We start from the raw sequence: 20,316 nt of genomic DNA on the forward strand, positions 1-20,316 counted from the left end.
CGCTTCAGCGGTTCGGGTTCCGACATGGCTGGCAATTGGCTTGCGGTGGCCAGGTTGATCGACAGGCGGTGCGGGTTGTGAACTAGATCACATTTGCAGTCACGGTAACTGCCGCGAAATTGTCCGCCATGGTGGCCATGCCTACCTGCTTCACCTGCTCGGCACTCAGTACGCCGTCCTTGTAGGGAAGGTCACGGGTAGCGCAGGCGTCTTCAACCAGGGTGCACCGGTAACCGTAGTCCTTGGACGCACGGACGGTGGTGCTGATGCTCGAATGGGTCATGAAACCGCACACGATCAGGTCCACATGGCCCAGGCTCTGCAGCAGGTCGTGCAGGCCGGTGTTGTTGAATGCGTTGGGCATGCGTTTTTCGATGATGTGCTCGCCTTCGAGCGGCGCGGCCTTGTCGATAAACCGCCCACGCTCGCCCTGGGGGTCGAACAGGCCACCGGGAATGCCCAGGTGTTTTACATGCACGATCGGCCGGTTGGCCTTGCGCGCGGCGTCCAGCAGCAGGGCGATGTGATCGACGGCTTCGTCAATGCCCGACAATGCCAGAGGCCCGCTGAGGTACTCCTTCTGCGCATCGATAATGATCAGCGTGGCATTGCTCAGGGTGAACGGCGGATAGCCGCGACCGCTGAGTTGGAACATCGTCTTGACATCGGGCATCAGGGGCTCCTTTGGATAGGGCTTTTGCGTATTGTCCACTGCCGAAGCCGTTAAGGGAATCACTGTAATGCGAAGTCACGCTGGCTTGAGCGCAGGCTGATAGAATCCACGGCACTTTTTTCGAGGAGCCTGCCGTGATTACCACTCGCCTGCGCACCCTGCGCGACCACATCCGTTGGGCCGTCAGCCGCTTCCATGCCGAAGGGCTCTACTTCGGGCACGGTACCGACAATGCCTGGGACGAGGCGCGGCAGCTGGTTGTCGGCGCCTTGCACCTGCCATGGGATATCAGCGACGCCTACCTGGATTGCCGCCTGGAAGACGACGAGCTCAGCCACGTGCAGCACCTGCTGCGCCGGCGCATCAAGGACCGCATCCCCGCCGCCTACTTGCTGGGCGAAGCCTGGTTCTGCGGCATGCCGTTCGTGGTGGATGAGCGTGTATTGATCCCGCGTTCGCCAATTGCCGAGCTGATCGGCCAGCGCTTCGCCCCCTGGCTGGCGGCAACGCCAGCGCGCATCCTGGACCTGTGCACCGGCTCGGGCTGCATCGGGATCGCCTGCGCTCAGGCGTTCCCAGCCGCGGAAGTGGTGCTCGCCGACCTGTCGTTCGAGGCCCTTGAAGTGACCAATCAGAATATCGAGCGGCACGAGCTGGACGCCCGCGTATTCACCGTGCAGGGCGATGGTTTCGAGGGGTTGCCGGGGCAGCGTTTCGACTTGATCGTGTCCAACCCGCCCTACGTGGATGCGGAAGATTTCGCCGACATGCCGCCGGAATATCACCACGAGCCGGCCTTGGGCCTGGCCTGCGGCGATGATGGGCTGGACCTGGTGCGGCGCATGCTGGCCGAAGCCGCCGACCACCTCACCGAGCATGGCTTGCTGGTGGTGGAAGTGGGCAACAGCCAGGTGCACGTGCAGGACCTGTACCCGGAAGTGGATTTCACCTGGTTCGAGTTCGAGCACGGCGGCCACGGCGTATTTGGCCTCACCGCCCAGCAGTGCCGCGATCATCAGGCGTTGTTTGCTGAGCGGGCGTGATTACCAGGTTGGGAGTGGGATGTAGGAGCCGGGCGAAGCCGAAGGCGTAGCTCGCGAAAGAGCGAAATCTATTCGCGAGCTTCGCCCGCTTCCTACAGGTAAGAGATCTAGCGGGTCTTGTGGGAGCGGCGCCACAAGGCTACCGGTGGGTCGCAATCCAGATCAGTAGCGCGGCCTGGAACACGGCGAACGCGATCAGGCAGGCAATGGTGAAACGCAGGCTGCCATCTTCACGGCGGTACTTGTTGATGCGCTCTTCCTGCTGGCGCAGCTTCACCTCCTGCTCCTGCAGGGCCTTGTCGGCCAATTGCAGCATTGTTGCGCTTTCCATCACGTTCATCCGCTGCAGCTTGTCGCCATTCCAGTCGGTGAGCAGGGCGCTCACGCGGGTGGCTTTGTAGCTGCCCTTCAGGTGCTGGGCATCGGCGTATTCCACGTCCAGGCCGTGGGTGCGCAACACGTGATCGCGGCGCAGGCGAGTACCTTCCACCAAGGCATCGCGGTTCGGCAGCTCTGCGCTGTCGATACGGTATTCAGGCCAGCGGGCTTTGGCCCACGCAGCGGCCTGCGCGAGCATGAAGCGCCCAAGCCCACGGTTGGCCGGCTCGGTGCTGAGAACGTCCGGGATACTCCACACGCGCTTTTCAAGGTGGTCCGCCCACACATCCAGGCAGTTCTGTTCCTTGCGTACGTGCTGGCCGGGCAACGCGATGTTCAGGCGCAACAGGCTGCAGCGTTCGCTATGGCGCTCGGCCCAGCCGTATTGCACGAAGCGCAGGGGGCGTGGGCCCGTGGTGCGGTCGGTTGGCAAAGCGGCCAGGCGCAGTAGTTCGTGGTGCTCGGTGGCGACTTCGCCCCACGGCATTTCCACGGCGGGCGGGGCGGCATCGGCGGCGGCCGGCGCCTCGGATAAAAGGGTTTCAGACATATCGGCGATCCTCTCTCTTGGCAAGGTATCGGCCACCGATACAAATCCTGAAGCATCGCTCAGCGGTTCGCTTTGATGAACCCTGCTAGCTCCCGCGCCAGCCCGGCTGCCAGCGGCAGGTCGGGGTTGTCATACGAGGCTACCTGCTGCTTCAGGTCCATGGGCACGATACGCAGCACATGGTTCATGCCGGGGATCAGCACCTTGCGCGCCTTCGGGTTGGCCGCGACCAGGGCGTCGGCGTCAGCCACACTTACCTGGATATCATGCTCGCCCTGAACCACCAGGGCGGGGATCTCCAGCGCGCCAAAGGCCTTGGCCGGGTTCTGGCGGAACAGCGATATCAGGTAAGGCTGAACGCTGGGCCGGAACACCACCTGCAAAGGCGGGGGCACTTGCTCATCCAGTTGGCCGGCTTTCAGTTCATCCAGCAATTGTTCGCTGCGGGCATAGAGGTCCGGCGGCAGCCGTTCGCGCAGCTGCTCGCGCAGTACCAGGTCGATGGGCCGGCCACTGCCCGCCAGAGAGATCAACCCGGTGGCGTTGGTGTTCGGTGCCGCCAGCGTGGCGATGAGCGCCCCCTCGCTGTGGCCCAGCAGGGTAAGCGAGCCGAAACGCGGGTCAGCGGAGAGTTGCCGCGCCCAGGCCTCCGCATCCGCCACATACCCTTCAACGCTCAGGCTGCGTTCATCCGGGGCGAGTGGCAGCCCGCTGGCGACGCCCCGCTTGTCGTAGCGCACGCTGGCGATCCCGGCACGCGCCAAGGCCCATGCCAGCTTCTTGAGGCTGTCGGTGCGCCCGGCGTCGGCATTGTTGCCGTCCCGGTCGGTGGCCCCAGAGCCGGAAATCATCAATACCACCGGTACCGGGTTGGGGGAGCGGGGCAGCAGCAGGCTGCCATGCAAGGTGCCGCTACCGGTGTCCAGGTCGATAGGCCGTTGCAGGATGGAGCTAGACGCCGCATGGGCGAAGGAGGTGAAAAGGGCAGCGAGGAGGATAAGAAAGCGCAACTTCATCAACCATATGGGCAGGAGGAAGGTTGGACCGAAGCGGCCCGGCAGGGTTCGTGAGAGGGTGAACTGCCTTGCCACCCTGCGTATACTGGCCGGCCCCATGTTTCATCCAGATTCATCTCGCGGAGCGTCTCGCATGTCTGGCAATACCTTCGGCAAGCTGTTCACCGTTACCACCGCAGGCGAAAGCCATGGCCCTGGCTTGCTTGCCATTGTCGACGGTTGCCCGCCAGGCCTGCCGCTGGACATTACCGACCTGCAGCAGGACCTGGACCGCCGCAAGCCCGGCACCAGCCGCCACACAACGCAGCGGCAGGAAGCCGATGAAGTGGAAATCCTCTCCGGCGTGTTCGAAGGGCGGACCACCGGCACGCCGATCGGCCTGTTGATTCGCAACACGGACCAGAAGAGCAAGGATTATTCGGCCATCAAGGACGTGTTCCGTCCAGCCCATGCCGACTACACCTATCACCATAAATACGGCGTACGCGACTACCGTGGGGGCGGTCGCAGCTCGGCGCGGGAAACCGCCATGCGCGTGGCCGCCGGCGCCATCGCCAAGAAATACCTGGCTACCCGGGGCATTCAGGTGCGCGGCTACATGAGCCAGCTGGGCCCCATCGAGATCCCCTTCGTGAGCTGGGATGCCGTGGAACAGAACGCATTCTTCTGCCCTGACCCCGCCAAGGTGCCGGAGCTGGAGGTGTATATGGACCAGTTGCGCCGTGACCAGGATTCCATCGGGGCGAAAATCACCGTGGTCGCCGACGGTGTGATGCCAGGCCTCGGCGAGCCGATCTTCGATCGCCTGGACGCCGAGCTTGCCCACGCTCTGATGAGCATCAATGCCGTTAAAGGCGTGGAAATCGGCGCCGGTTTCGCCAGCGTGGCCCAACGCGGCAGCGAGCATCGCGATGCGCTCACCCCGGAAGGTTTTGTAGGCAACAACGCGGGTGGCATCCTGGGAGGTATCTCTTCGGGCCAGCCGATCATCGCGCACCTGGCGCTCAAGCCCACCTCGAGCATTACCACGCCGGGCCAATCCATCGATGCCAGCGGGCAACCAGTGGACATGATTACCAAAGGCCGCCACGACCCCTGCGTGGGCATTCGTGCCACGCCTATTGCCGAAGCCATGATGGCCATCGTGCTGATGGACCACCTGTTGCGCCACCGCGGCCAGAACGCTGACGTACAGGTGAGCACGCCGGTGCTGGGTCAGCACGTATGACGTCACCTCAGGCGGCCGGTCGGGGGTGACTGGCGTGGCGGTGCCGTACTGGCGGTTGTCCGGCTTCTACCTGTTCTACTTTGCGTTGCTGGGGGCCACCGCGCCTTTTCTGGCACCCTGGTTCGCCTACCTGGGGTTCGCCCCGGCGCGCATCGGCGAGCTGGTCGCCATTCCCATGGTGATGCGCTGCATCGCGCCACACCTGTGGGGCTGGCTGGGTGACCGCAGCGGCCATCGCCTGAGAATTGTACGGCTGGGCGCGGCGGCCACGCTGCTGGGGTTCAGCCTGGTGCTGGTGAGCCAAAGCTACGCCTGGCTGGCGCTGGTCATGGCCCTGCATGCGTTCTTCTGGCATGCGGTATTGCCGCAGTTCGAAGTAATTACCCTGGCGCATCTGCGGCAGCAGCCTACCCGCTACGGGCAGGTGCGCTTGTGGGGCTCGGTAGGCTTTATCGCAGCGGTCATTCTGCTGGGGCGCTGGTTCGAGCTGCGCGGCATGGGCAGCTACCCGATGACGGTGATGATCATCATGGCCGGCATTCTCCTGGCCAGCAGTTGGGTTCCGGCCCCGGCACGTGAGGCGGATGAAACCAGTGCGCCCCCGCCCGGCGATGGCTTCCTCGCCCGGTTACGTCAACCCGGCGTGATCACCTTTTACCTGTGCGTAGGCCTGATGCAGCTCAGCCATGGGCCTTATTACACCTTCTTCAGCATTCATCTGGCCCAATTGGGGTACAGCGCCGTTGCCATCGGGCTGTGCTGGGCCTTGGGCGTGGTGGCCGAAGTACTGATGTTCCTGGCCATGGCTCGGCTGCTGGCGCGGTGGTCGGTAAACACGGTGCTGGCTGTCAGCTTTGTGCTGGCCGCAGTGCGCTGGCTGCTGCTCGGGGGGCTGGCGGGCGAGCTGTGGGTGTTGCTGTTTGCCCAGGTGTTGCACGCCGCTACCTTCGGCAGTTTCCATGCCGCCGCCGTGCAAAAGGTACGGGTTACCTTCGGCTTGCGTTATCAAGGGCAGGGCCAGGCGTTGTATGCGGCGCTTGCCGGGGTGGGCGGCGCGTTGGGTGCGGTGTATTCGGGTTATGCCTGGCAGGCCATCGGGCCGTTTGGCACCTTTGCACTGGCCAGCATCGCCGCAGTGGCGGCAGCGGTTATGATCGTTCTATTCACGCACAAGGAGCCGGTATGATCCCGGATCGCGATACCCTGGCCCGGCAGATCATCGACGCCGGCCGTTTCCTTTATTCCCGTGGCTGGTCTCCGGCTACCAGCAGCAACTACTCGGCCCGGCTGTCGGCCAGCGAGGCGCTGCTGACCGTGTCGGGCAAGCACAAGGGCCAGTTGGGGTTGGAAGACGTACTGGCGACCGACATGCAGGGCAACAGCCTGGAACCCGGCAAGCGGCCCTCGGCGGAAACCTTGCTGCATACCCAGCTGTATAACTGCGACGCGCGCATCAATGCCGTGCTGCACACCCACTCGGTGAACGCCACCGTGCTCTCGCGCATCACCCAGGGGCCGCACCTGGTGTTCGAGGATTACGAGCTGCAAAAAGCCTTCAGTGGAATAGCCACTCACGAAAGCCGGGTGCTGGTGCCGGTGTTCGAGAATGACCAGGACATCGCCCGCCTGGCCTCGAAGGTGCAGCCCTGGCTGGACGCGAACCCCGATTGCGTTGGCTATCTGATCCGGGGGCACGGCCTGTATACCTGGGGGGCGAGCATGCAAGACGCCTTGCGCCAGGTGGAAGCGTTCGAATTCCTGTTCGAATGTGAATTGAAACTGCGCGCGGTGCGCTGACACCGCCGTTGCGAGGAGCCCTCTGATGAGCTGCCTGACCGTTTACCACGAAAGTACCCCGGATATTCCGAACAAGGTGCTTACCCACGTCGAGGACATCGCCGCCACCCTGGCCGTACATGGCGTGCGCTTCGAGCGCTGGCAGGCCTCGGCACCGATCCAGCCCGGCGCCAGCCAGGAAGCCGTCATCGAGGCCTACCGGGAGCAGATCGACCGGTTGATGACCGAATGCGGCTATATCACGGTGGATGTGATCAGCCTCAACAGCGAACACCCCGACAAGGCCGCCTTGCGCGCGAAGTTTCTCGAAGAGCACCGCCACGGCGAAGACGAGGTGCGTTTCTTCGTGGCCGGGCGCGGGCTGTTCACGCTGCATATCGACGACTATGTGTACGCCGTGCTGTGCGAGAAAAACGATTTGATCTCGGTGCCTGCCGGTACCCCGCACTGGTTCGACATGGGCGAGCATCCGCACTTTGTGGCGATCCGCCTCTTCAACAATACCGAAGGCTGGGTGGCGAAATTCACCGGCGAGCCGATCGCCCAGCGCTTCCCTCGCCTGGATGACTGACAAGGATCTTTCTCACATGCCGATCAAGGCCATCCTCACTGACATCGAGGGCACCACCAGCGCGGTCACTTTTGTGTATGACGTGCTGTTCCCCTTCGCCGCCAGCCGCTTGCCCGGCTTCCTCCGCGAGCATCAGGCCGTGCCCACGGTTGCCGCGCAGATCGAAGCCGTGCGCGCCGAGGCAGGGGAGCCTGGTGCCGACCTCGACCAGGTAATCGAGATTCTTCTCGGCTGGATGCGCGAGGACCGCAAAGCCACGCCGTTGAAGGCCTTGCAAGGGCAGGTTTGGCAAAAAGGTTACGAGAGCGGGGAGCTCAAAGGGCACGTGTATCCGGATGCCGTCGCCGCGCTGAAGCAGTGGCATGCAAAGGGCTACCGTTTGTATGTCTATTCCTCAGGCTCGATCCAGGCGCAGAAGCTGATTTTCGGGTGTTCCGAAGCGGGCGACCTTACCGGTTTGTTCAGCGGATACTTCGACACCACCAGCGGTGGCAAGCGGGACGCTGAGAGCTACCGTACCATCGCCAGCGCGATCGACGTGGCGCCGGAGCAGGTTCTGTTCCTGTCAGATGTAACCGCTGAACTGGACGCAGCGCGCAAGGCCGGGATGGTCACGTGTGGGCTGGCGCGGGAAGGGGGGCTGGAAGCAGATCACCCTGTGGTGACCAGCTTCGACCGGATCGACGTGGCGGCCTACTGACTGGCTTGCCGCACATATAAATTCGCCGTTGGCCTACCCACTAATACACGGCTATGGGAAGGTCAGCGGCGAAATTTGGCGACGCTTGAGCGAAAGACGTGTCTCAGACCGAATGGTAGGTCGGCAGCGCGAAGCGGTTCTGGCTTTGCAGCAGGTGAATGTCTGGCAGCTGGCTGACCTCACCGGCGAGGTCGCGGCGGATCGCGTTGATCACCCAAGACAGTTGTTCCGGGGTGTTGAGCTGGGAATAGGAGATGGAACGGCGGGTTTGCCGGCCGTCAGCACCGCGCAGCGTGAGCAGTACGGCACCGTCCGGGCGGGGTTGGGTGACAACGTCATACTCGGAAAACAGGCTGGCGAATTTTTCTTGGAGAAATTCCATCTGGCGACTCCTTGGCATATCCAATGGGCAGGCTATGCAGAGGAGGTTGCAGCGAATGTGCCAACTTTGAATTAAATCAAAAACCCTTGTTTTTCAGGCACTTGCGTCAGGAAGCATTTTTACGTAATCGTGCAAACTGCAAGGTGGGGCCTGGTGCACGATGCATTTTGCGTGATGAACATCACAGTTTGGCGGGGCGTACAACCTTTGACATCATTTTGCCCATTAATTCCGTCTTGGGCCCTTATTTACAGTGGCTGTTGACCGGTGGTTTAGCGGTGAGGAACACTGAAGCCACTGTTCAGCTGGAGCCTGTAATGTCCGAAACTACTCAACCGCAGGTCATGACCGATGACGAAGCCGCCGAATTTGCCGCTCAGGTATTCGATGTAGCGCGCAACGGTGATGCCGACACATTGCACAAGCTTCTCGAAAAAGGTTTGCCCGCCAACCTGCGTAATCAGAATGGCGACACCTTGCTGATGCTGGCCAGCTACCACGGCCACTTGGCCGCTGCGCGGGTGCTGCTGGAGGGCGGCGCCGATGCCAACATCCCCAACGACAAGAACCAGCTGCCACTGGCGGGTGCGGCCTTCAAGGGCAACCTCGACATGGCACAGCTGCTGGTGAGCCATGGCGCTCAGGTGAACGGCGCCGCGGCCGATGGCCGTACCGCCCTGATGATGGCCGCCATGTTCAACCGCACCGCCTTCGTGACCTACCTGCTAGAGCAAGGCGCGGACCTGCATGCCCGCGACATCGCCGGCGTTGACGCTCTCGGCGCCGCCCGTGCCATGGGCGCCCAGGAAACCATTGCCCAGCTGTCTTCGCTGATGTAGGCCGTGGGAAGCGGCGGGGCCGGCCCCCCAGGGGGGCCAAAATGCTATGCTCCGCCGCTTTGCCACCCAGTCGAACCTTCCATGCAAAGCCTTTTGACCGAACTCATCACCTGCATCAGCTCCGGCTGCATGACCGAACAGGACATCGCCCGCATCGCCTCCGAGGCGGCGCAAGCCTACGCTGACCCGGACGCGTTTCTGGCGGCGAACCCGGATATCAACTACGACGACAGCTTCCCCATCCCACTTGGCGAATGGGTGGTAGTGGGTAGCCTCCCCGATACCGTGCTGTTCCAGGCAGACAGCTATCAGGAGCTGCTCGAGGAGATCATCGGGTCTTTCGGGCCAGACGTGCCGTTCAATATCAAGCCCAAGCAACTGGCCAAGGTCGAGCCGCTGGTTGCGCTCAACCGGATTCAGATCCAGCTTTCCAGCATGAACCGCGAGATGGGCGGCTACGTGCTGCTGAACTTCAGCCGGGTGCTGGATACCGAGCTGCAGGCGGTGCTGGTTTACAAGAACGACTTGGAGCGCGTGCTTTCCCTGTGCGAACAGGCCTGCATTCATGCGGCGCCAGCGCTGGAAGCACTCAAGGCGAGCGCCGCCACGCCGTAACGGAACCGCAGCCGCGGGAAGCGACCTAACGGCGGTACGTTTCCCGCGGAGTGGATCATGGGCGCAACCTTCAATGGCCTGTTCGGCCTAATCGTTCTGGCCCTGGATATCTGGGCGATTCTTCACGTTCTCAAAAGCGGCGAGGAAGTGGGCATCAAAGTGCTCTGGATTCTGCTCATCGCCATTGTGCCGGTACTTGGGCTGATCATTTGGGCGATCCTCGGCCCACGGGGAAATCTTCGCTAAGATCTCCCGTTCGCCATGCCGGCGCCTACGTCGTAGAATGCGCCCCTTTCTTGCGGCGGCCACGCGCCGCTGTCGATTTGCAGGGGGCATGCATATGAACGAATACCAGGAAACCCTATACGAAGGTTACGGCCAGCGTTTTCGCATGGAGAAGCTGCTGCACGAGGTGCGCACCGAGCATCAGCACCTGGTGATCTTCCAGAACCCGGTGATGGGCCGTGTGATGGCGCTGGATGGCGTGATCCAGACCACCGAAGCAGACGAATTCATCTACCACGAAATGCTCACTCACGTGCCGATCTTCGCCCATGGCGCGGCGCGTCGGGTGTTGATCATCGGTGGTGGCGACGGCGGCATGCTTCGCGAAGTGGCCAAGCATCCCGGTGTTGAACACATCACCATGGTGGAAATCGACGGCACCGTTGTGGAGATGTGCAAGGAATTCCTGCCCAACCACTCCAGCGGCGCGTTTGAAGACCCTCGGCTGAACCTGGTGATCGACGACGGCATGCGCTTCGTGGCCACTACCCAAGAGAAGTTCGACGTCATCATTTCGGACTCCACCGACCCCATCGGGCCGGGTGAAATTTTGTTCACCGAAAACTTTTATCAGGCATGCCATCGTTGCCTGAACGATGGCGGGATTCTGGTCACTCAGAACGGCACCCCCTTCATGCAGCTGGATGGCGTACGCACCACCGCTGGCCGCTTGCGCGGGCTGTTCACCGACTGGCATTTCTACCATGCGGCGGTTCCCACCTATATCGGTGGGGCAATGACCTTCGCGTGGGGCGCAACCCGGCCTGAATACCGCAAGCTGCCGCTGGAAACCCTGCGCGCTCGCTTCGCCGGCAGTGGCATCGTCACCCGTTACTACAACCCGGAGATCCACCTTGGCGCGTTCGCGCTGCCGCAGTACGTGCTGCAGGCAGTGAACAAGCCGAGCAACGATTGAACGGCAAAGGTTGATCGGGTTTTGCTGACCCTGCAGGCGCGCCACGGCAACGGGCGCGCGCCTGCACGGAATTTTCACCTGTTTCACCGCAAAATCCGCGCCCGTCTCGCTTCTTAATCGCCCACCTGTACGGATACCTGACGAAACATGGCCACCCTGGATGCTCAGAGCCCGGAACGCGCGAGCACGCGCTCACTGCGCCCTTCCTTGAAATCCCACCTTGCCTACACGCTGCTCAGCGGCCTCGCCATCATGGTGCTGCTCAGCGGCCTGCGCGCTGCGCTGCTGGCGTATAACCTCGAGTCCGCAGGCGACGCCTCCACGTCCGCCTTGGTCGAAGCCTTCCTAAACGGCCTGCGCTTCGACCTTCGCCTTGTGGTGTACCTGCTGGTGCCACTGTTGCTCGCCATTCTCAGCGCCAGGGCAATGGCGGCGCGGGGCGTGTTCCGGGCCTGGCTCACCATCACCTCCAGCCTGGTGCTGTTCGCCGGGTTGCTGGAAATGGACTTCTACCGCGAGTTCCACCAGCGCCTCAACGGGCTGGTGTTCCAGTACGTGAAGGAAGACCCTAAAACGGTCATGAGCATGATCTGGTACGGCTACCCGGTGGTGCGCTACCTGCTGGCCTGGGCCTTGGTCACCTGGCTGCTCAGCCTGGTGTTCAAAGGGATCGACCGTATTACACGGCCGCGTGGCGCTGTGGTGATGGCGCGGGCCAGCGCTCCCTGGTACGGCCGCGTTGCAGTGTTCGTGGTCGTGCTGCTGGTAGCCGTGGTTGCCGTGCGCGGCACGCTGCGCCAGGGCCCGCCGCTGCGCTGGGGTGACGCCTACACCACGGATTCGAACTTCGCCAACCAGTTGGGCCTGAACGGCACCCTCACGTTGGCGACGGCGGCGAAGAGCCGGATGTCGGAGGATCGCGACAACATCTGGCAAGCGACGCTGCCTCAGGCCCAAGCCACGCGGACCGTGCGCGACATGCTGGTAACCGCCAACGAGCGCCTGATAGACACCGACAGCGCCGCGGTTCGCCGGGTGTTCACCCCACCTGCCGGTAATACCCTGCCGATCCGCAACGTGGTAGTGATCCTGCTGGAGAGCTTCGCCGGGCATTCGGTAGGCGCGCTGGGCAGCGATGCCAACATCACGCCTTACTTCGACAAGCTCAGCAAGGAAGGCCTGCTGTTCGACCACTTCTTCTCGAACGGCACCCATACCCACCAGGGCATGTTCGCCACCATGGGCTGCTTCCCGAACCTGCCGGGCTTTGAATACCTGATGCAAACCCCGGAGGGTAGCCACAAGCTGTCGGGCTTGCCGGCCATGCTCAGCGCCCGGGATTACAACGACGTCTACGTGTACAACGGGGACTTCGCGTGGGACAACCAGTCGGGCTTCTTCAGCAACCAGGGCATGACCACTTTCATTGGCCGCGATGATTTCGTGAACCCGGTGTTCTCGGACCCTACCTGGGGCGTGTCCGACCAGGACATGTTTGCCCGCGGCAACGAAGAGCTGGACAAGCTGACCGCCCAGGGCAAGCCGTTCTATGCCTTGTTGCAATCGCTGTCCAACCACACGCCGTACGCGTTGCCCAAGGACCTGCCGGTAGAGCCTGTAACCGGGCGCGGCAACCTGGACCAGCACCTCACCGCCATGCGCTATTCGGATTGGGCCCTGGGGCAGTTCTTCGAGAAAGCCAAGCAGTCGCCGTACTACAACCAGACGCTGTTCGTGATCGTGGGTGACCATGGCTTCGGCAACGAGCGCCAGCTGACCGAGATGGACCTGAGCCGTTTCAACGTGCCCTTGCTGTTGATCGCCCCTGGCATCCAGGACAAGTTCGGCGCGGTCAACCACACCGTGGGTACCCAGATCGACATCGTGCCCACCATCATGGGCCGCCTGGGTGGCGAGGCGCAGCACCAGTGCTGGGGCCGGGACCTGCTCAACCTGCAACAGGGCGACCAGGGCTTCGGCGTGATCAAGCCTTCGGGTAGCGAGCAGAGCGTGGCCATCGTGACCGGCGACCGCATCCTGATCGAATCCCGCGACATGGAGCCCAAGCTCTACCGCTATACGCTGGGCCACGACCCCAAGGCTGAGGTCATCCCGGAAACCGCGGACGTTCCTGCACTACGCAACAAGCTCGACGCGTTCATCCAGACGGCCACCAAGAGCCTGATGGACAACACCGCCGGCGCGGTGCAAAGCAAAACCGAGTAAAACCCGCGCTCGAGTAAAACAAACCCCTGCTGATGAGCGGGGGTTTGTGCTTTCTGGGGTTCAGGTTGTTGGCGTTTTACCCTGTAGACCCGGCAATCTCAGCCCTTGCGGACCCGGCGAAGCCGGGGAAGGGTCACGCCACAGCTCAGGCGCCGTGGCACTTCTTGAATTTCTTGTTGCTGCCGCAGGGGCAAGGGTCGTTGCGGCCTACATCCTTCAAGGCGTTGCGTACTGGCTCCTGCGGCTCATGGTTGCAGTGCGGGCCGTGCACATGGCCGTGGTCATGCGCGTGGTGATCATGGTCATGGTCGTGATTGCAATCAGGGCCATGCACGTGAGGTTGTTGCGACATTTCTACTACTCCGAAAGCAAGCCTGCGGGGGTGATTTCACCTGTTCGCCGCAGGGAAAGGTTGTGGCCGAATAATACCCCGGTGCGCAGTTCCCCCTCCAGCCGATACTGCAGCGGGCGGTTGGGGTGGCGCAGTAATTTCGCCAGCGGCTTGAGGTGCTCCCACAGGTTGGTTCGCACGTCCACTACATGGATGGCCCGGCTGTGAGCACGTACACTGAACCAGCTGTCATCCTCACCTTCGGCCAGCAGCAGCCCTTCCAGGCTCACCTTATAGCTAAGCCCCCGGATGGGAAGATCCTCATCGTTGGGGTTGTCGATCACGAAATGCAGGCGAAAGCGCTGCTCCAGCAACTTGGCCTTCACCACCTCAACCTGTTTGAGATGTACCTCGGGATCGTCATAATTGCCGGTAAGCCAGGTGGAGCAGCCTCCAAGCCCAAGCATCAGGGCCAGCAGAAACAACCATAGCGTGTGGTGCGCGTATCGCATCTACTGCCTCCGGTGGAGTGTGCACCCGCCCGAAAACCCCGGTCACGGATGCTGGTGCGAGGCTACCCTGTCAGGAAACACCGTGCCCAATTGAAGGAGAACATAACATGGCGCTGTACGAAATTGCCTTCAGCGGCGAATGCCTGCCCGGTACCTCCGTGGAAACCGTGAAGGCCAACGTCGCGCAGTTGTTCCGTGCCGACGCCGAGCGCGTTCAGCTGTTGTTCTCGGGCCGCCGGCTGATACTCAAGAGCCAGCTGGATGCAGCGGGTGCGGAGCGTTTCCGCCAGGCCTTGGAACGCGCCGGGGCGGTGGCCGAGGTGTGTGCGATTGAACCTGTCGAAACCGTCGACCTGGCACCGCCGCCCGCTGCGGCGCCTGCTCGTGGCCCAAGGGCCAAGGTAACGCCGCGGGATAATTACATGGCGGCCTTTGTCGACGTGGACGCTCCGGCGTACGACATCGCCGAAGCCGGCGCCAGAATGCAGCCTGAAGCCCCGCCCGCCGCAGCGCCCAAGGTAGACCTCAGCCAGATGAGCCTGGCGCCGGTGGGGGCAGACCTCGGCAGCGGGAATAGCGCCCAGCCCGCACCACCGCCGCCGGATACCTCGCACCTCAAGCTCGCGCCGTAGGGGCTCAGCCTCTGAGATAACCCGCGCAGCACTTCTTGAATTTCTCCCCGCTTGCACACGGGCACGGGTCGTTCCGGCCACTGCTCAACGGCACGGTAGGGTCGATGAAATACCAACGGCCGTCGTTCTGCACGAATGCCGAACGCTCACGGTGGCTATGCTCGCCCTCGGCGTCATACCAGCGGGCGGTGAAGGTCACGAACGCATGCTCAGGCTTGCCGCCGATCACCTCGGCGTTCTCCACTTCCAACCCCAGCCAGGTGGCCTGCGCGCTCCATGCCGCCATGGCTTCGCGATCGAGCCCGGCCTGCTGGGCGGGGAGGGTGGTCGCGATCAGGTAATCCACCAGGCCCAACACGTAGGCGGTGTAGCGCGAGCGCATCAAGTGCTGGGCGTCCGGCGCCGAGAAGTCCCCATGGAAGCGCCCGCAACAGTCATCCAGAACGCTTCCGCTGCCGCATGGGCATACCGCTATCATTTTGTTTACCACCAGTATTTACCGAAGTGCTGCGGGTTGGCCCAGAAGCGAGCGTTGAGCCAATCCGGTGCCTGTTTGTATTCACGCAAATCATAGGTGAACAGCCCCAGCGTTTGCTCCCCCCGCTTGAACGTGGCGGTTTTTTGCAAGGCCAGGGCATAGAAGTCGGTTTCGCGCCAAGGGCTGGCCGCGAGGTCCGCCAGTACCGCCAGCCGGCTCGCGTTCAGGTTGCGAATACCGCCCAGCAGCTCCTGCCCGGCGCGGCGATCCAGGTGTTCCAGGCAGTCCACCACAACCGCCAGGTCGAAGCGCTCCGCAGCCAGTTCCGCCGGCAAAGCCCCCGGCAATGCGAAGCCCAGCAGCGTGTTCGGGTGGGCTTCGATAAAGGCATCCAGCGCCGGAAACCGGCTGGCGGCGACCACCAACAGGCGCGCGGGCTGCTGCGCATCGAGCAGGGCGGCAAGCGCTTCCTGGGGGGTATGGGTCGAAACGGTCATTGCTTCAGGTCCTCTTTCAAGAAACAAAGACTAGCCTTCCGGAACCTTAACGCCTAGTGCGCAATCAATCTGCCTGTATTACGGCAGAGTGAACTGCCTTGGGCTTTAATCCATATACCGGCAGCAGCCGGAGACACAGGAGTTTCAACGATGAGAATGATCGTGCGGGCACTGTTGCCCGTTCTTCTGGTCAGCAGTGTTCTCAGCGGTTGTGCTTCGCGCAGTGATGGTACTGCGCCGCTCAACCAAGGGAACTGGCCCATTTGCAGTGCCATCGGGGGTGTAGCAGGAGCGGGGCTGGGCGCGCTGGAAAGCGGCGCGTGGGCGGCCGGCGGTGGTTTGGCCGGCGCTATTGCAGGGGGATTGATCTGTTACGCACATGACGGCGACGAAGACGGCGACGGGGTATTCGACCGCCGTGATCGTTGCCCGGGCACACCGCCACGTACGCCAGTGTCGCACAACGGTTGCCCGCTTCCGGCAGCGCCGGCGCCAGCGGCCGTGGAACCACCTGCGCCACCACCACCGCCCAAGGAAGAAGTGATTACCTTGAGCGATGCCGGTGACGTGCTGTTCGAGTTCGACAAGTCCAACCTGACGGCCGAGGCCCAGAGCCAGTTGACCGGCTTGCTGGATCGGTTGAAGGCGGCGGACATCGTAAGCGTGAAGGTAGACGGCCATACCGATAGCGTAGGTACGGATCGCTACAACCAGGGGTTGTCCGAGCGCCGCGCTGCCAGCGTGGTGACCTTCCTGACCGAGCACGGTGTATCGCAAGCCAAGCTCAGCAGCGAAGGCTTTGGCGAAAGCCGGCCGGTTGCCGATAACGGCACCTCGGAAGGCCGTGCACAGAACCGCCGTGTAGAGCTGCACTTGAACCGCTGAGGGGACGCCTCGCGGCTTTTTTAGTAGAGTGAGCGCTCTACTGGATACGCCGCGAGGCTTTGCTCAATGACTTCACCCGCCGGGCTTGCCGTCGGCATCGCCAAAGCCCTCACACTGGTGTTCTGGTGGCTGGTGGTGCTGAACCTGCTGTCGCCTTTTCCAAAGCCTTTTTCGGCCTGGGTCAACCTTGCCGGGGCCTTCCTGCTATTGCTGCATATCGCCGAAATGCTGATCTTCAACCGGCGGCTGCAGTCCCGCTCGCACCGTTGGCTGGACCGTACGCAAATTCTGCTGCTGGGTATTTTCCATCTCCACTCTGTTCGAGAAGCGGCAGTGGTTTCCAAACCCTGAGCGGCTTGCCCGAACTGGCGCAAAAGCTGCATCGCCTCCAACATTCGCCGGGTTTCCGTCGCGGCTTTCGGAGAGAACGATGCAAAGGTTGTGTGTAGTAGTGATGCTGCTGATGTTGGGCGGGTGCATGAGCGTGAGCGACATGGGCGTGGTGGCTCGGGACCAGCTCAGCGATGCCGGTGTGCTCGACCATAGCCAGACCCGCCGTTCCACCAATTTCCGGCTGCAGCCCGACTCGTTCATCTACATCGCCCAGGGCTCGTTCGTACCGCCGGGTGGCGCCTACCCGCGGCCTAATGTGGTGGCTGAGGAGGCCTTCCGTGGCTTCGTGGAGTACTTCCCCATGGTTCGCCGCGCCGAACAGCCTGAAGGGCTGGAGCAAGCCTTGAGCGAGGCACGGGGTGTGGGCGCCCACTATGTGCTGTACACCCGCTTCGCCCGTGCCGATGACCGCATCGGTAACCTGGAGGAGTGGTCTGACCAGGAGGCCGTCGACCGCCTGGGCATCGACAGCGGCGTGGTGCAGGTGATGCTGATCGAAACCAGCACCCGCTACTTGATCGATACCGCGACCATTCGCAGCCGCGGCGGCTTGCTCACCCTGCACAACAACAAGCCGGAAGATTTGCTTGGCCCACCGTTCGAGGACTACGCTCAGCGCTTGTTGGGAATGAGCCAGTAAGGAGGCGCCATGAGCGGCGCGGCAACGGTCAATGATTTGTTGGGGCAAATCCCCAAGGCGCAGGGGCTGCCCCCGGTTCATTTGTGGAACCCGGCCTTTTGCGGCGACATCGACATGCGCATCGCCCGCGATGGCACCTGGTATTACCTGGGTACGCCGATCGGGCGCAAACCGATGGTTCGGCTGTTCTCGACCATTCTGCGACGGGATGAGGACAAATGGTTCCTGGTGACCCCGGTGGAGAAAGTCGGGATTACCGTGGAAGACGCGCCCTTTGTGGCGGTCATCCTTGAGGCTGAAGGGGAAGGCGAGCAGCAACGTCTGCATTTTACCGATAACGTCGAAAACCGTTTTACAGCTGGGCCCGAGCACCCATTGCGGGTGATCACCGACGGCGTTACCGGCGAACCCGCACCCTACATCACGGTGCGGGGCAACCTCGAAGCCTTGATCCACCGCAACGTGTTCTACCAGTTGGTGGACCTGGCCATTACCCGAGAGGTGAATGGCCAGCGCCTGCTGGGGGTATGGAGCGACGGCGAGTTCTATTCTCTCGGCGAGGCCCCGTAACCGTCAGGGCTTGGCCACGTGCCACACCCCGCCCTTGTTATCGCCACCGGCCTCGCCTGGCTTGGCATCGTTCTTCCAGGTATACAGCGGCTTGTCTTTGTACGCCCACTGCTGGCGGCCATCGTCGCGCTTGACCAGCGACCAGTCGCCTTCGGCCTTGGCGCCATCCTCGGCCACGAACGCGGGCCAGTTTTCCACGCATTTGCCATTGCACATGGACATGCCGGTCATGTCCTGGTCGTAGGTGTACAGCACCTGGCCTTTACTGTCGGCCAGTACAGGGCCGCTGGCGGTGTTCGCCGTAGTGGCGGGGCCAGCGGCTTGCGCCGTGCCGGCGAGGCAGGCAAGGGCGAGCAGGGCGGAAATACCGATACGTTTCATGAAAGGCTCCTGTTGTGTGAGCGGGCAAGGCATGCGCCGCGATTGTCGCGGGCAGGCTTATGATTCCCGCCTGCGGGGCAGTGCACAACAGGAAAACGCAGCGGTCCGTTAACGTTTTCGTTGGAAAACCGCGTTTCAGTAGTGTTTTCGCGAGGCCGGTAGCGTTTTCAATCTCTCAGTCACCATTTTTCGCTTACCATCGGCGTCTGTTCATCGCTTTCGCTGTAAGCAGGAGACGCATCCATGCAGGTAGGCTTCAAGGCCCTCGCTGATCGGTACAGAATCGATCTTGTACAGCCTCTGCGGGTTGAATCCGTCATCGGCACCACACGTATGGTCCGCGAAAGCGAGAGGCAGCTTCACAATACCTACCCCTCCAGCTACCAACCCACCGACGACTTTTCTGGCCATTTCGAATTTGGGCTCAAGTACGAAGAGCTCCATCTGGAGTTCCTTGCCCGCTTGTTTGCAGTCACCGGGCCCGGGCCCATCGAGGCATGGTGCCGGGAGGCGCCCTTTGGGCAATATGCGCGCCGCGCCGGGTTCCTGTACGAATGGCTGACGGAAGAACGCTTGAATGTGCCCGATATCTCTAATGGTAGCTACGTCGACGCTGTTTCGTCCGAGCTTTATCTGACACGGTCCAAGCCGGTACGTGTACAGCGCTGGCGTATCAAGGACAACCTTCCAGGCACGCCTCGGTTCTGCCCTTTGATTCGCCGCACTATTGCCGTTCAGGAAGCACTGCAGTTTGATGTGGGTGAAGCGTTACGCGAGCTGAACCGTAATTTCGGGCCCGACATTCTGATGCGGACAGCCAGCTGGCTGACGTTCAAGGAGTCCCGCGCAAGCTTTTTGATAGAGAAGGAAGCGGATCAGGCCGATAGAATCCAGCGGTTTGCCCATGTGATCGCCCAGTATTGCGGGCATATCGAAGGTCCGTTGAGCGACAGCAGCCTGCATACGTTGCAGGCAGGTATTCTCGGCCACGATGCAATCGGGTTAGGGCTGCGACGGTCACCGGTCTTCGTCGGTCAAGCAACGTTGCGCGAGAACATCGTGCATTACGTCGCCCCAGGGTTCGAACAGGTCCCGCAGCTTCTGGAAGGGCTGAAACAATTCGAGGAGGTCACCCGCGGCGCTGAACCCTTGGCGCGTGCCGCAGCGCTGGCCTTCAGCTTTGTGTATATCCACCCCATGCGCGACGGCAATGGCCGGATTCATCGATTTCTGATCAACGATACGTTGATCCGTGACAAGGCAGTGCCTGATGGCGTGATTCTCCCCGTGTCGGCGACAATTACCAGCTCTATTGATTTTCGGGCTCGGTATGACCGTACGCTTGAGGTCTTTTCCCGGCCGCTCATGCATCGCTACGCGGCGTCATACCGCTTCGGCGAGCTTGTTCAATACACAGACGGCACGCTGAGCAACCTGGTGTTTGATGATTATGCCGACGCGCTGTTTGCTTGGCGTTTCCCGGACCTTACGGAACACGTGCTGTACACGGCTCAGGTTGTCGCCCATACCGTACGCACCGAGATGGCCGAGGAAGCGCGTGTGCTGATGATCTTCCAGCGGGCTCAGGAGCAGATGAAGGAGGTGCTGGAAATGCCCGACCAGGATGCCAACCGCATCATCCGCTCCCTCAAGGAAAACCACTGGCAAGTGTCCGGCAAGCTGAAAAAGGCGTATCCGCAACTTGAGGATGAACGCCAGGCGGAGCGTATCGTGGACGCTGTGCGTTCAGCGTTCGAATACTGGAAGGGGTGAGGGCG

The 20,316-nt window shown here is 62.1% G+C and carries 26 protein-coding genes; 17 read left to right on the forward strand and 9 right to left on the reverse strand.

All coding sequences use genetic code 11. The features are described from left to right. Nucleotides 1-82: 82 nt before the first annotated feature. Nucleotides 83-673: a cysteine hydrolase family protein gene (locus G7016_RS04410; protein WP_181111620.1), complete on the reverse strand. Its 591-nt coding sequence runs from the start codon at nt 671-673 to the stop codon at nt 83-85. A 134-nt stretch (nt 674-807) separates the two neighbouring features. Between G7016_RS04410 and prmB the strand changes: the two genes are divergently transcribed. Then, on the forward strand, nt 808-1,716 hold the full coding sequence (gene prmB / locus G7016_RS04415; RefSeq protein ID WP_181111621.1) for a 50S ribosomal protein L3 N(5)-glutamine methyltransferase: 909 nt from the start codon (nt 808-810) through the stop codon (nt 1,714-1,716). Nucleotides 1,717-1,855: 139 nt separating this feature from the next. On the opposite strand, the gene G7016_RS04420 is transcribed toward prmB, so the two are convergent. Both G7016_RS04420 and G7016_RS04425 read right to left on the reverse strand, forming a co-directional pair. Continuing rightward, nucleotides 1,856-2,644 carry a hypothetical protein gene (locus G7016_RS04420; protein WP_181111622.1) on the reverse strand — a complete coding sequence of 263 codons (789 nt, stop codon included), beginning with the start codon at nt 2,642-2,644 and terminating at the stop codon, nt 1,856-1,858. Nucleotides 2,645-2,703: 59 nt separating this feature from the next. Then, on the reverse strand, nt 2,704-3,660 hold the full coding sequence (locus G7016_RS04425) for an alpha/beta hydrolase (protein WP_181111623.1): 957 nt from the start codon (nt 3,658-3,660) through the stop codon (nt 2,704-2,706). A gap of 133 nt (nt 3,661-3,793) precedes the next feature. Between G7016_RS04425 and aroC the strand changes: the two genes are divergently transcribed. From aroC to mtnC, 5 genes are read left to right on the forward strand one after another with little or no spacing between them, the layout of a single operon-like run. Beyond that, nucleotides 3,794-4,888: a chorismate synthase gene (gene aroC / locus G7016_RS04430; RefSeq protein ID WP_181111624.1), complete on the forward strand. Its 1,095-nt coding sequence runs from the start codon at nt 3,794-3,796 to the stop codon at nt 4,886-4,888. 25 nt (nt 4,889-4,913) lie between these two features. Beyond that, the gene (locus G7016_RS04435) at nt 4,914-6,074 is read left to right on the forward strand and encodes an MFS transporter (protein ID WP_181111625.1); all 1,161 of its coding nucleotides are present in this window, start codon (nt 4,914-4,916) and stop codon (nt 6,072-6,074) included. Continuing rightward, nucleotides 6,071-6,685 carry a methylthioribulose 1-phosphate dehydratase gene (locus G7016_RS04440; RefSeq protein WP_181111626.1) on the forward strand — a complete coding sequence of 205 codons (615 nt, stop codon included), beginning with the start codon at nt 6,071-6,073 and terminating at the stop codon, nt 6,683-6,685. The genes G7016_RS04435 and G7016_RS04440 overlap by 4 nt, the downstream gene beginning before the upstream one ends. 25 nt (nt 6,686-6,710) lie before the next feature. Beyond that, nucleotides 6,711-7,256 (forward strand): 1,2-dihydroxy-3-keto-5-methylthiopentene dioxygenase, encoded by a 546-nt coding sequence (locus G7016_RS04445; RefSeq protein ID WP_181111627.1) that lies wholly within the window; start codon nt 6,711-6,713, stop codon nt 7,254-7,256. Between the two features lie 16 nt (nt 7,257-7,272). Beyond that, on the forward strand, nt 7,273-7,956 hold the full coding sequence (gene mtnC / locus G7016_RS04450) for an acireductone synthase (RefSeq protein ID WP_181111628.1): 684 nt from the start codon (nt 7,273-7,275) through the stop codon (nt 7,954-7,956). Nucleotides 7,957-8,059: 103 nt separating this feature from the next. On the opposite strand, the gene G7016_RS04455 is transcribed toward mtnC, so the two are convergent. Next, the gene (locus G7016_RS04455; RefSeq protein ID WP_181111629.1) at nt 8,060-8,338 is read right to left on the reverse strand and encodes a DUF3509 domain-containing protein; all 279 of its coding nucleotides are present in this window, start codon (nt 8,336-8,338) and stop codon (nt 8,060-8,062) included. Nucleotides 8,339-8,655: 317 nt separating this feature from the next. Here G7016_RS04455 and G7016_RS04460 point away from each other — a divergent pair, with 317 nt between their 5' ends. From G7016_RS04460 to G7016_RS04480, 5 genes are all read left to right on the forward strand, one after another. Next, nucleotides 8,656-9,177 carry an ankyrin repeat domain-containing protein gene (locus G7016_RS04460; RefSeq protein ID WP_181111630.1) on the forward strand — a complete coding sequence of 174 codons (522 nt, stop codon included), beginning with the start codon at nt 8,656-8,658 and terminating at the stop codon, nt 9,175-9,177. A gap of 81 nt (nt 9,178-9,258) precedes the next feature. Beyond that, the gene (locus G7016_RS04465) at nt 9,259-9,792 is read left to right on the forward strand and encodes a hypothetical protein (protein ID WP_181111631.1); all 534 of its coding nucleotides are present in this window, start codon (nt 9,259-9,261) and stop codon (nt 9,790-9,792) included. Between the two features lie 57 nt (nt 9,793-9,849). Beyond that, the gene (locus G7016_RS04470) at nt 9,850-10,038 is read left to right on the forward strand and encodes a PLDc N-terminal domain-containing protein (protein WP_181111632.1); all 189 of its coding nucleotides are present in this window, start codon (nt 9,850-9,852) and stop codon (nt 10,036-10,038) included. Nucleotides 10,039-10,132: 94 nt separating this feature from the next. Beyond that, nucleotides 10,133-10,993, forward strand: coding sequence for a polyamine aminopropyltransferase (speE, locus tag G7016_RS04475; protein WP_181111633.1), 861 nt, complete (start codon nt 10,133-10,135; stop codon nt 10,991-10,993). Nucleotides 10,994-11,140: 147 nt separating this feature from the next. Continuing rightward, a complete protein-coding gene (locus tag G7016_RS04480) occupies nt 11,141-13,219 on the forward strand; it encodes an LTA synthase family protein (protein ID WP_181111634.1) in 2,079 nt (692 codons plus the stop codon). A gap of 145 nt (nt 13,220-13,364) precedes the next feature. Here G7016_RS04480 and G7016_RS04485 read toward each other — a convergent pair whose 3' ends face one another. Together G7016_RS04485 and G7016_RS04490 are read right to left on the reverse strand one after the other, a co-directional pair. Further along, complete coding sequence (locus tag G7016_RS04485) at nt 13,365-13,571, reverse strand: SEC-C metal-binding domain-containing protein (RefSeq protein WP_181111635.1); 207 nt, start codon at nt 13,569-13,571, stop codon at nt 13,365-13,367. A 5-nt stretch (nt 13,572-13,576) separates the two neighbouring features. After that, nucleotides 13,577-14,062, reverse strand: a complete 486-nt coding sequence (locus G7016_RS04490) for an LEA type 2 family protein (protein ID WP_181111636.1) — start codon at nt 14,060-14,062, stop codon at nt 13,577-13,579. A gap of 107 nt (nt 14,063-14,169) precedes the next feature. Here G7016_RS04490 and G7016_RS04495 point away from each other — a divergent pair, with 107 nt between their 5' ends. After that, the gene (locus tag G7016_RS04495) at nt 14,170-14,694 is read left to right on the forward strand and encodes a hypothetical protein (RefSeq protein ID WP_181111637.1); all 525 of its coding nucleotides are present in this window, start codon (nt 14,170-14,172) and stop codon (nt 14,692-14,694) included. 4 nt (nt 14,695-14,698) lie between these two features. Here G7016_RS04495 and G7016_RS04500 read toward each other — a convergent pair whose 3' ends face one another. Both G7016_RS04500 and G7016_RS04505 read right to left on the reverse strand, forming a co-directional pair. Continuing rightward, entirely contained in the window at nt 14,699-15,172 is a 474-nt protein-coding gene (locus G7016_RS04500; protein WP_181111638.1) for a YchJ family protein, read from the reverse strand. Nucleotides 15,173-15,177: 5 nt separating this feature from the next. Next, nucleotides 15,178-15,669 carry a DUF6231 family protein gene (locus tag G7016_RS04505; RefSeq protein WP_181111639.1) on the reverse strand — a complete coding sequence of 164 codons (492 nt, stop codon included), beginning with the start codon at nt 15,667-15,669 and terminating at the stop codon, nt 15,178-15,180. Between the two features lie 150 nt (nt 15,670-15,819). Between G7016_RS04505 and G7016_RS04510 the strand changes: the two genes are divergently transcribed. The 4 genes from G7016_RS04510 to G7016_RS04525 all read left to right on the forward strand — a co-directional run bounded on the left by G7016_RS04510 (nt 15,820) and on the right by G7016_RS04525 (nt 18,157). Further along, nucleotides 15,820-16,554 (forward strand): OmpA family protein, encoded by a 735-nt coding sequence (locus tag G7016_RS04510; protein WP_181111640.1) that lies wholly within the window; start codon nt 15,820-15,822, stop codon nt 16,552-16,554. Between the two features lie 66 nt (nt 16,555-16,620). Next, nucleotides 16,621-16,905, forward strand: a complete 285-nt coding sequence (locus G7016_RS04515) for a DUF1145 domain-containing protein (protein WP_181111641.1) — start codon at nt 16,621-16,623, stop codon at nt 16,903-16,905. Nucleotides 16,906-16,984: 79 nt separating this feature from the next. Further along, entirely contained in the window at nt 16,985-17,587 is a 603-nt protein-coding gene (locus tag G7016_RS04520) for a DUF4823 domain-containing protein (protein ID WP_181111642.1), read from the forward strand. A gap of 9 nt (nt 17,588-17,596) precedes the next feature. Continuing rightward, nucleotides 17,597-18,157, forward strand: coding sequence for a DUF1285 domain-containing protein (locus G7016_RS04525; protein ID WP_181111643.1), 561 nt, complete (start codon nt 17,597-17,599; stop codon nt 18,155-18,157). Nucleotides 18,158-18,160: 3 nt separating this feature from the next. Here the strand turns inward: G7016_RS04525 and G7016_RS04530 are convergent, their stop codons facing one another. Beyond that, complete coding sequence (locus G7016_RS04530) at nt 18,161-18,538, reverse strand: COG4315 family predicted lipoprotein (protein WP_181111644.1); 378 nt, start codon at nt 18,536-18,538, stop codon at nt 18,161-18,163. Between the two features lie 243 nt (nt 18,539-18,781). Between G7016_RS04530 and G7016_RS04535 the strand changes: the two genes are divergently transcribed. Further along, nucleotides 18,782-20,311 (forward strand): Fic family protein, encoded by a 1,530-nt coding sequence (locus tag G7016_RS04535; RefSeq protein WP_181111645.1) that lies wholly within the window; start codon nt 18,782-18,784, stop codon nt 20,309-20,311. Nucleotides 20,312-20,316: the final 5 nt, after the last annotated feature.

Origin of the sequence: Pseudomonas japonica (assembly GCF_013522925.1) — a bacterium.
Lineage (GTDB): Bacteria > Pseudomonadota > Gammaproteobacteria > Pseudomonadales > Pseudomonadaceae > Aquipseudomonas > Aquipseudomonas japonica_A.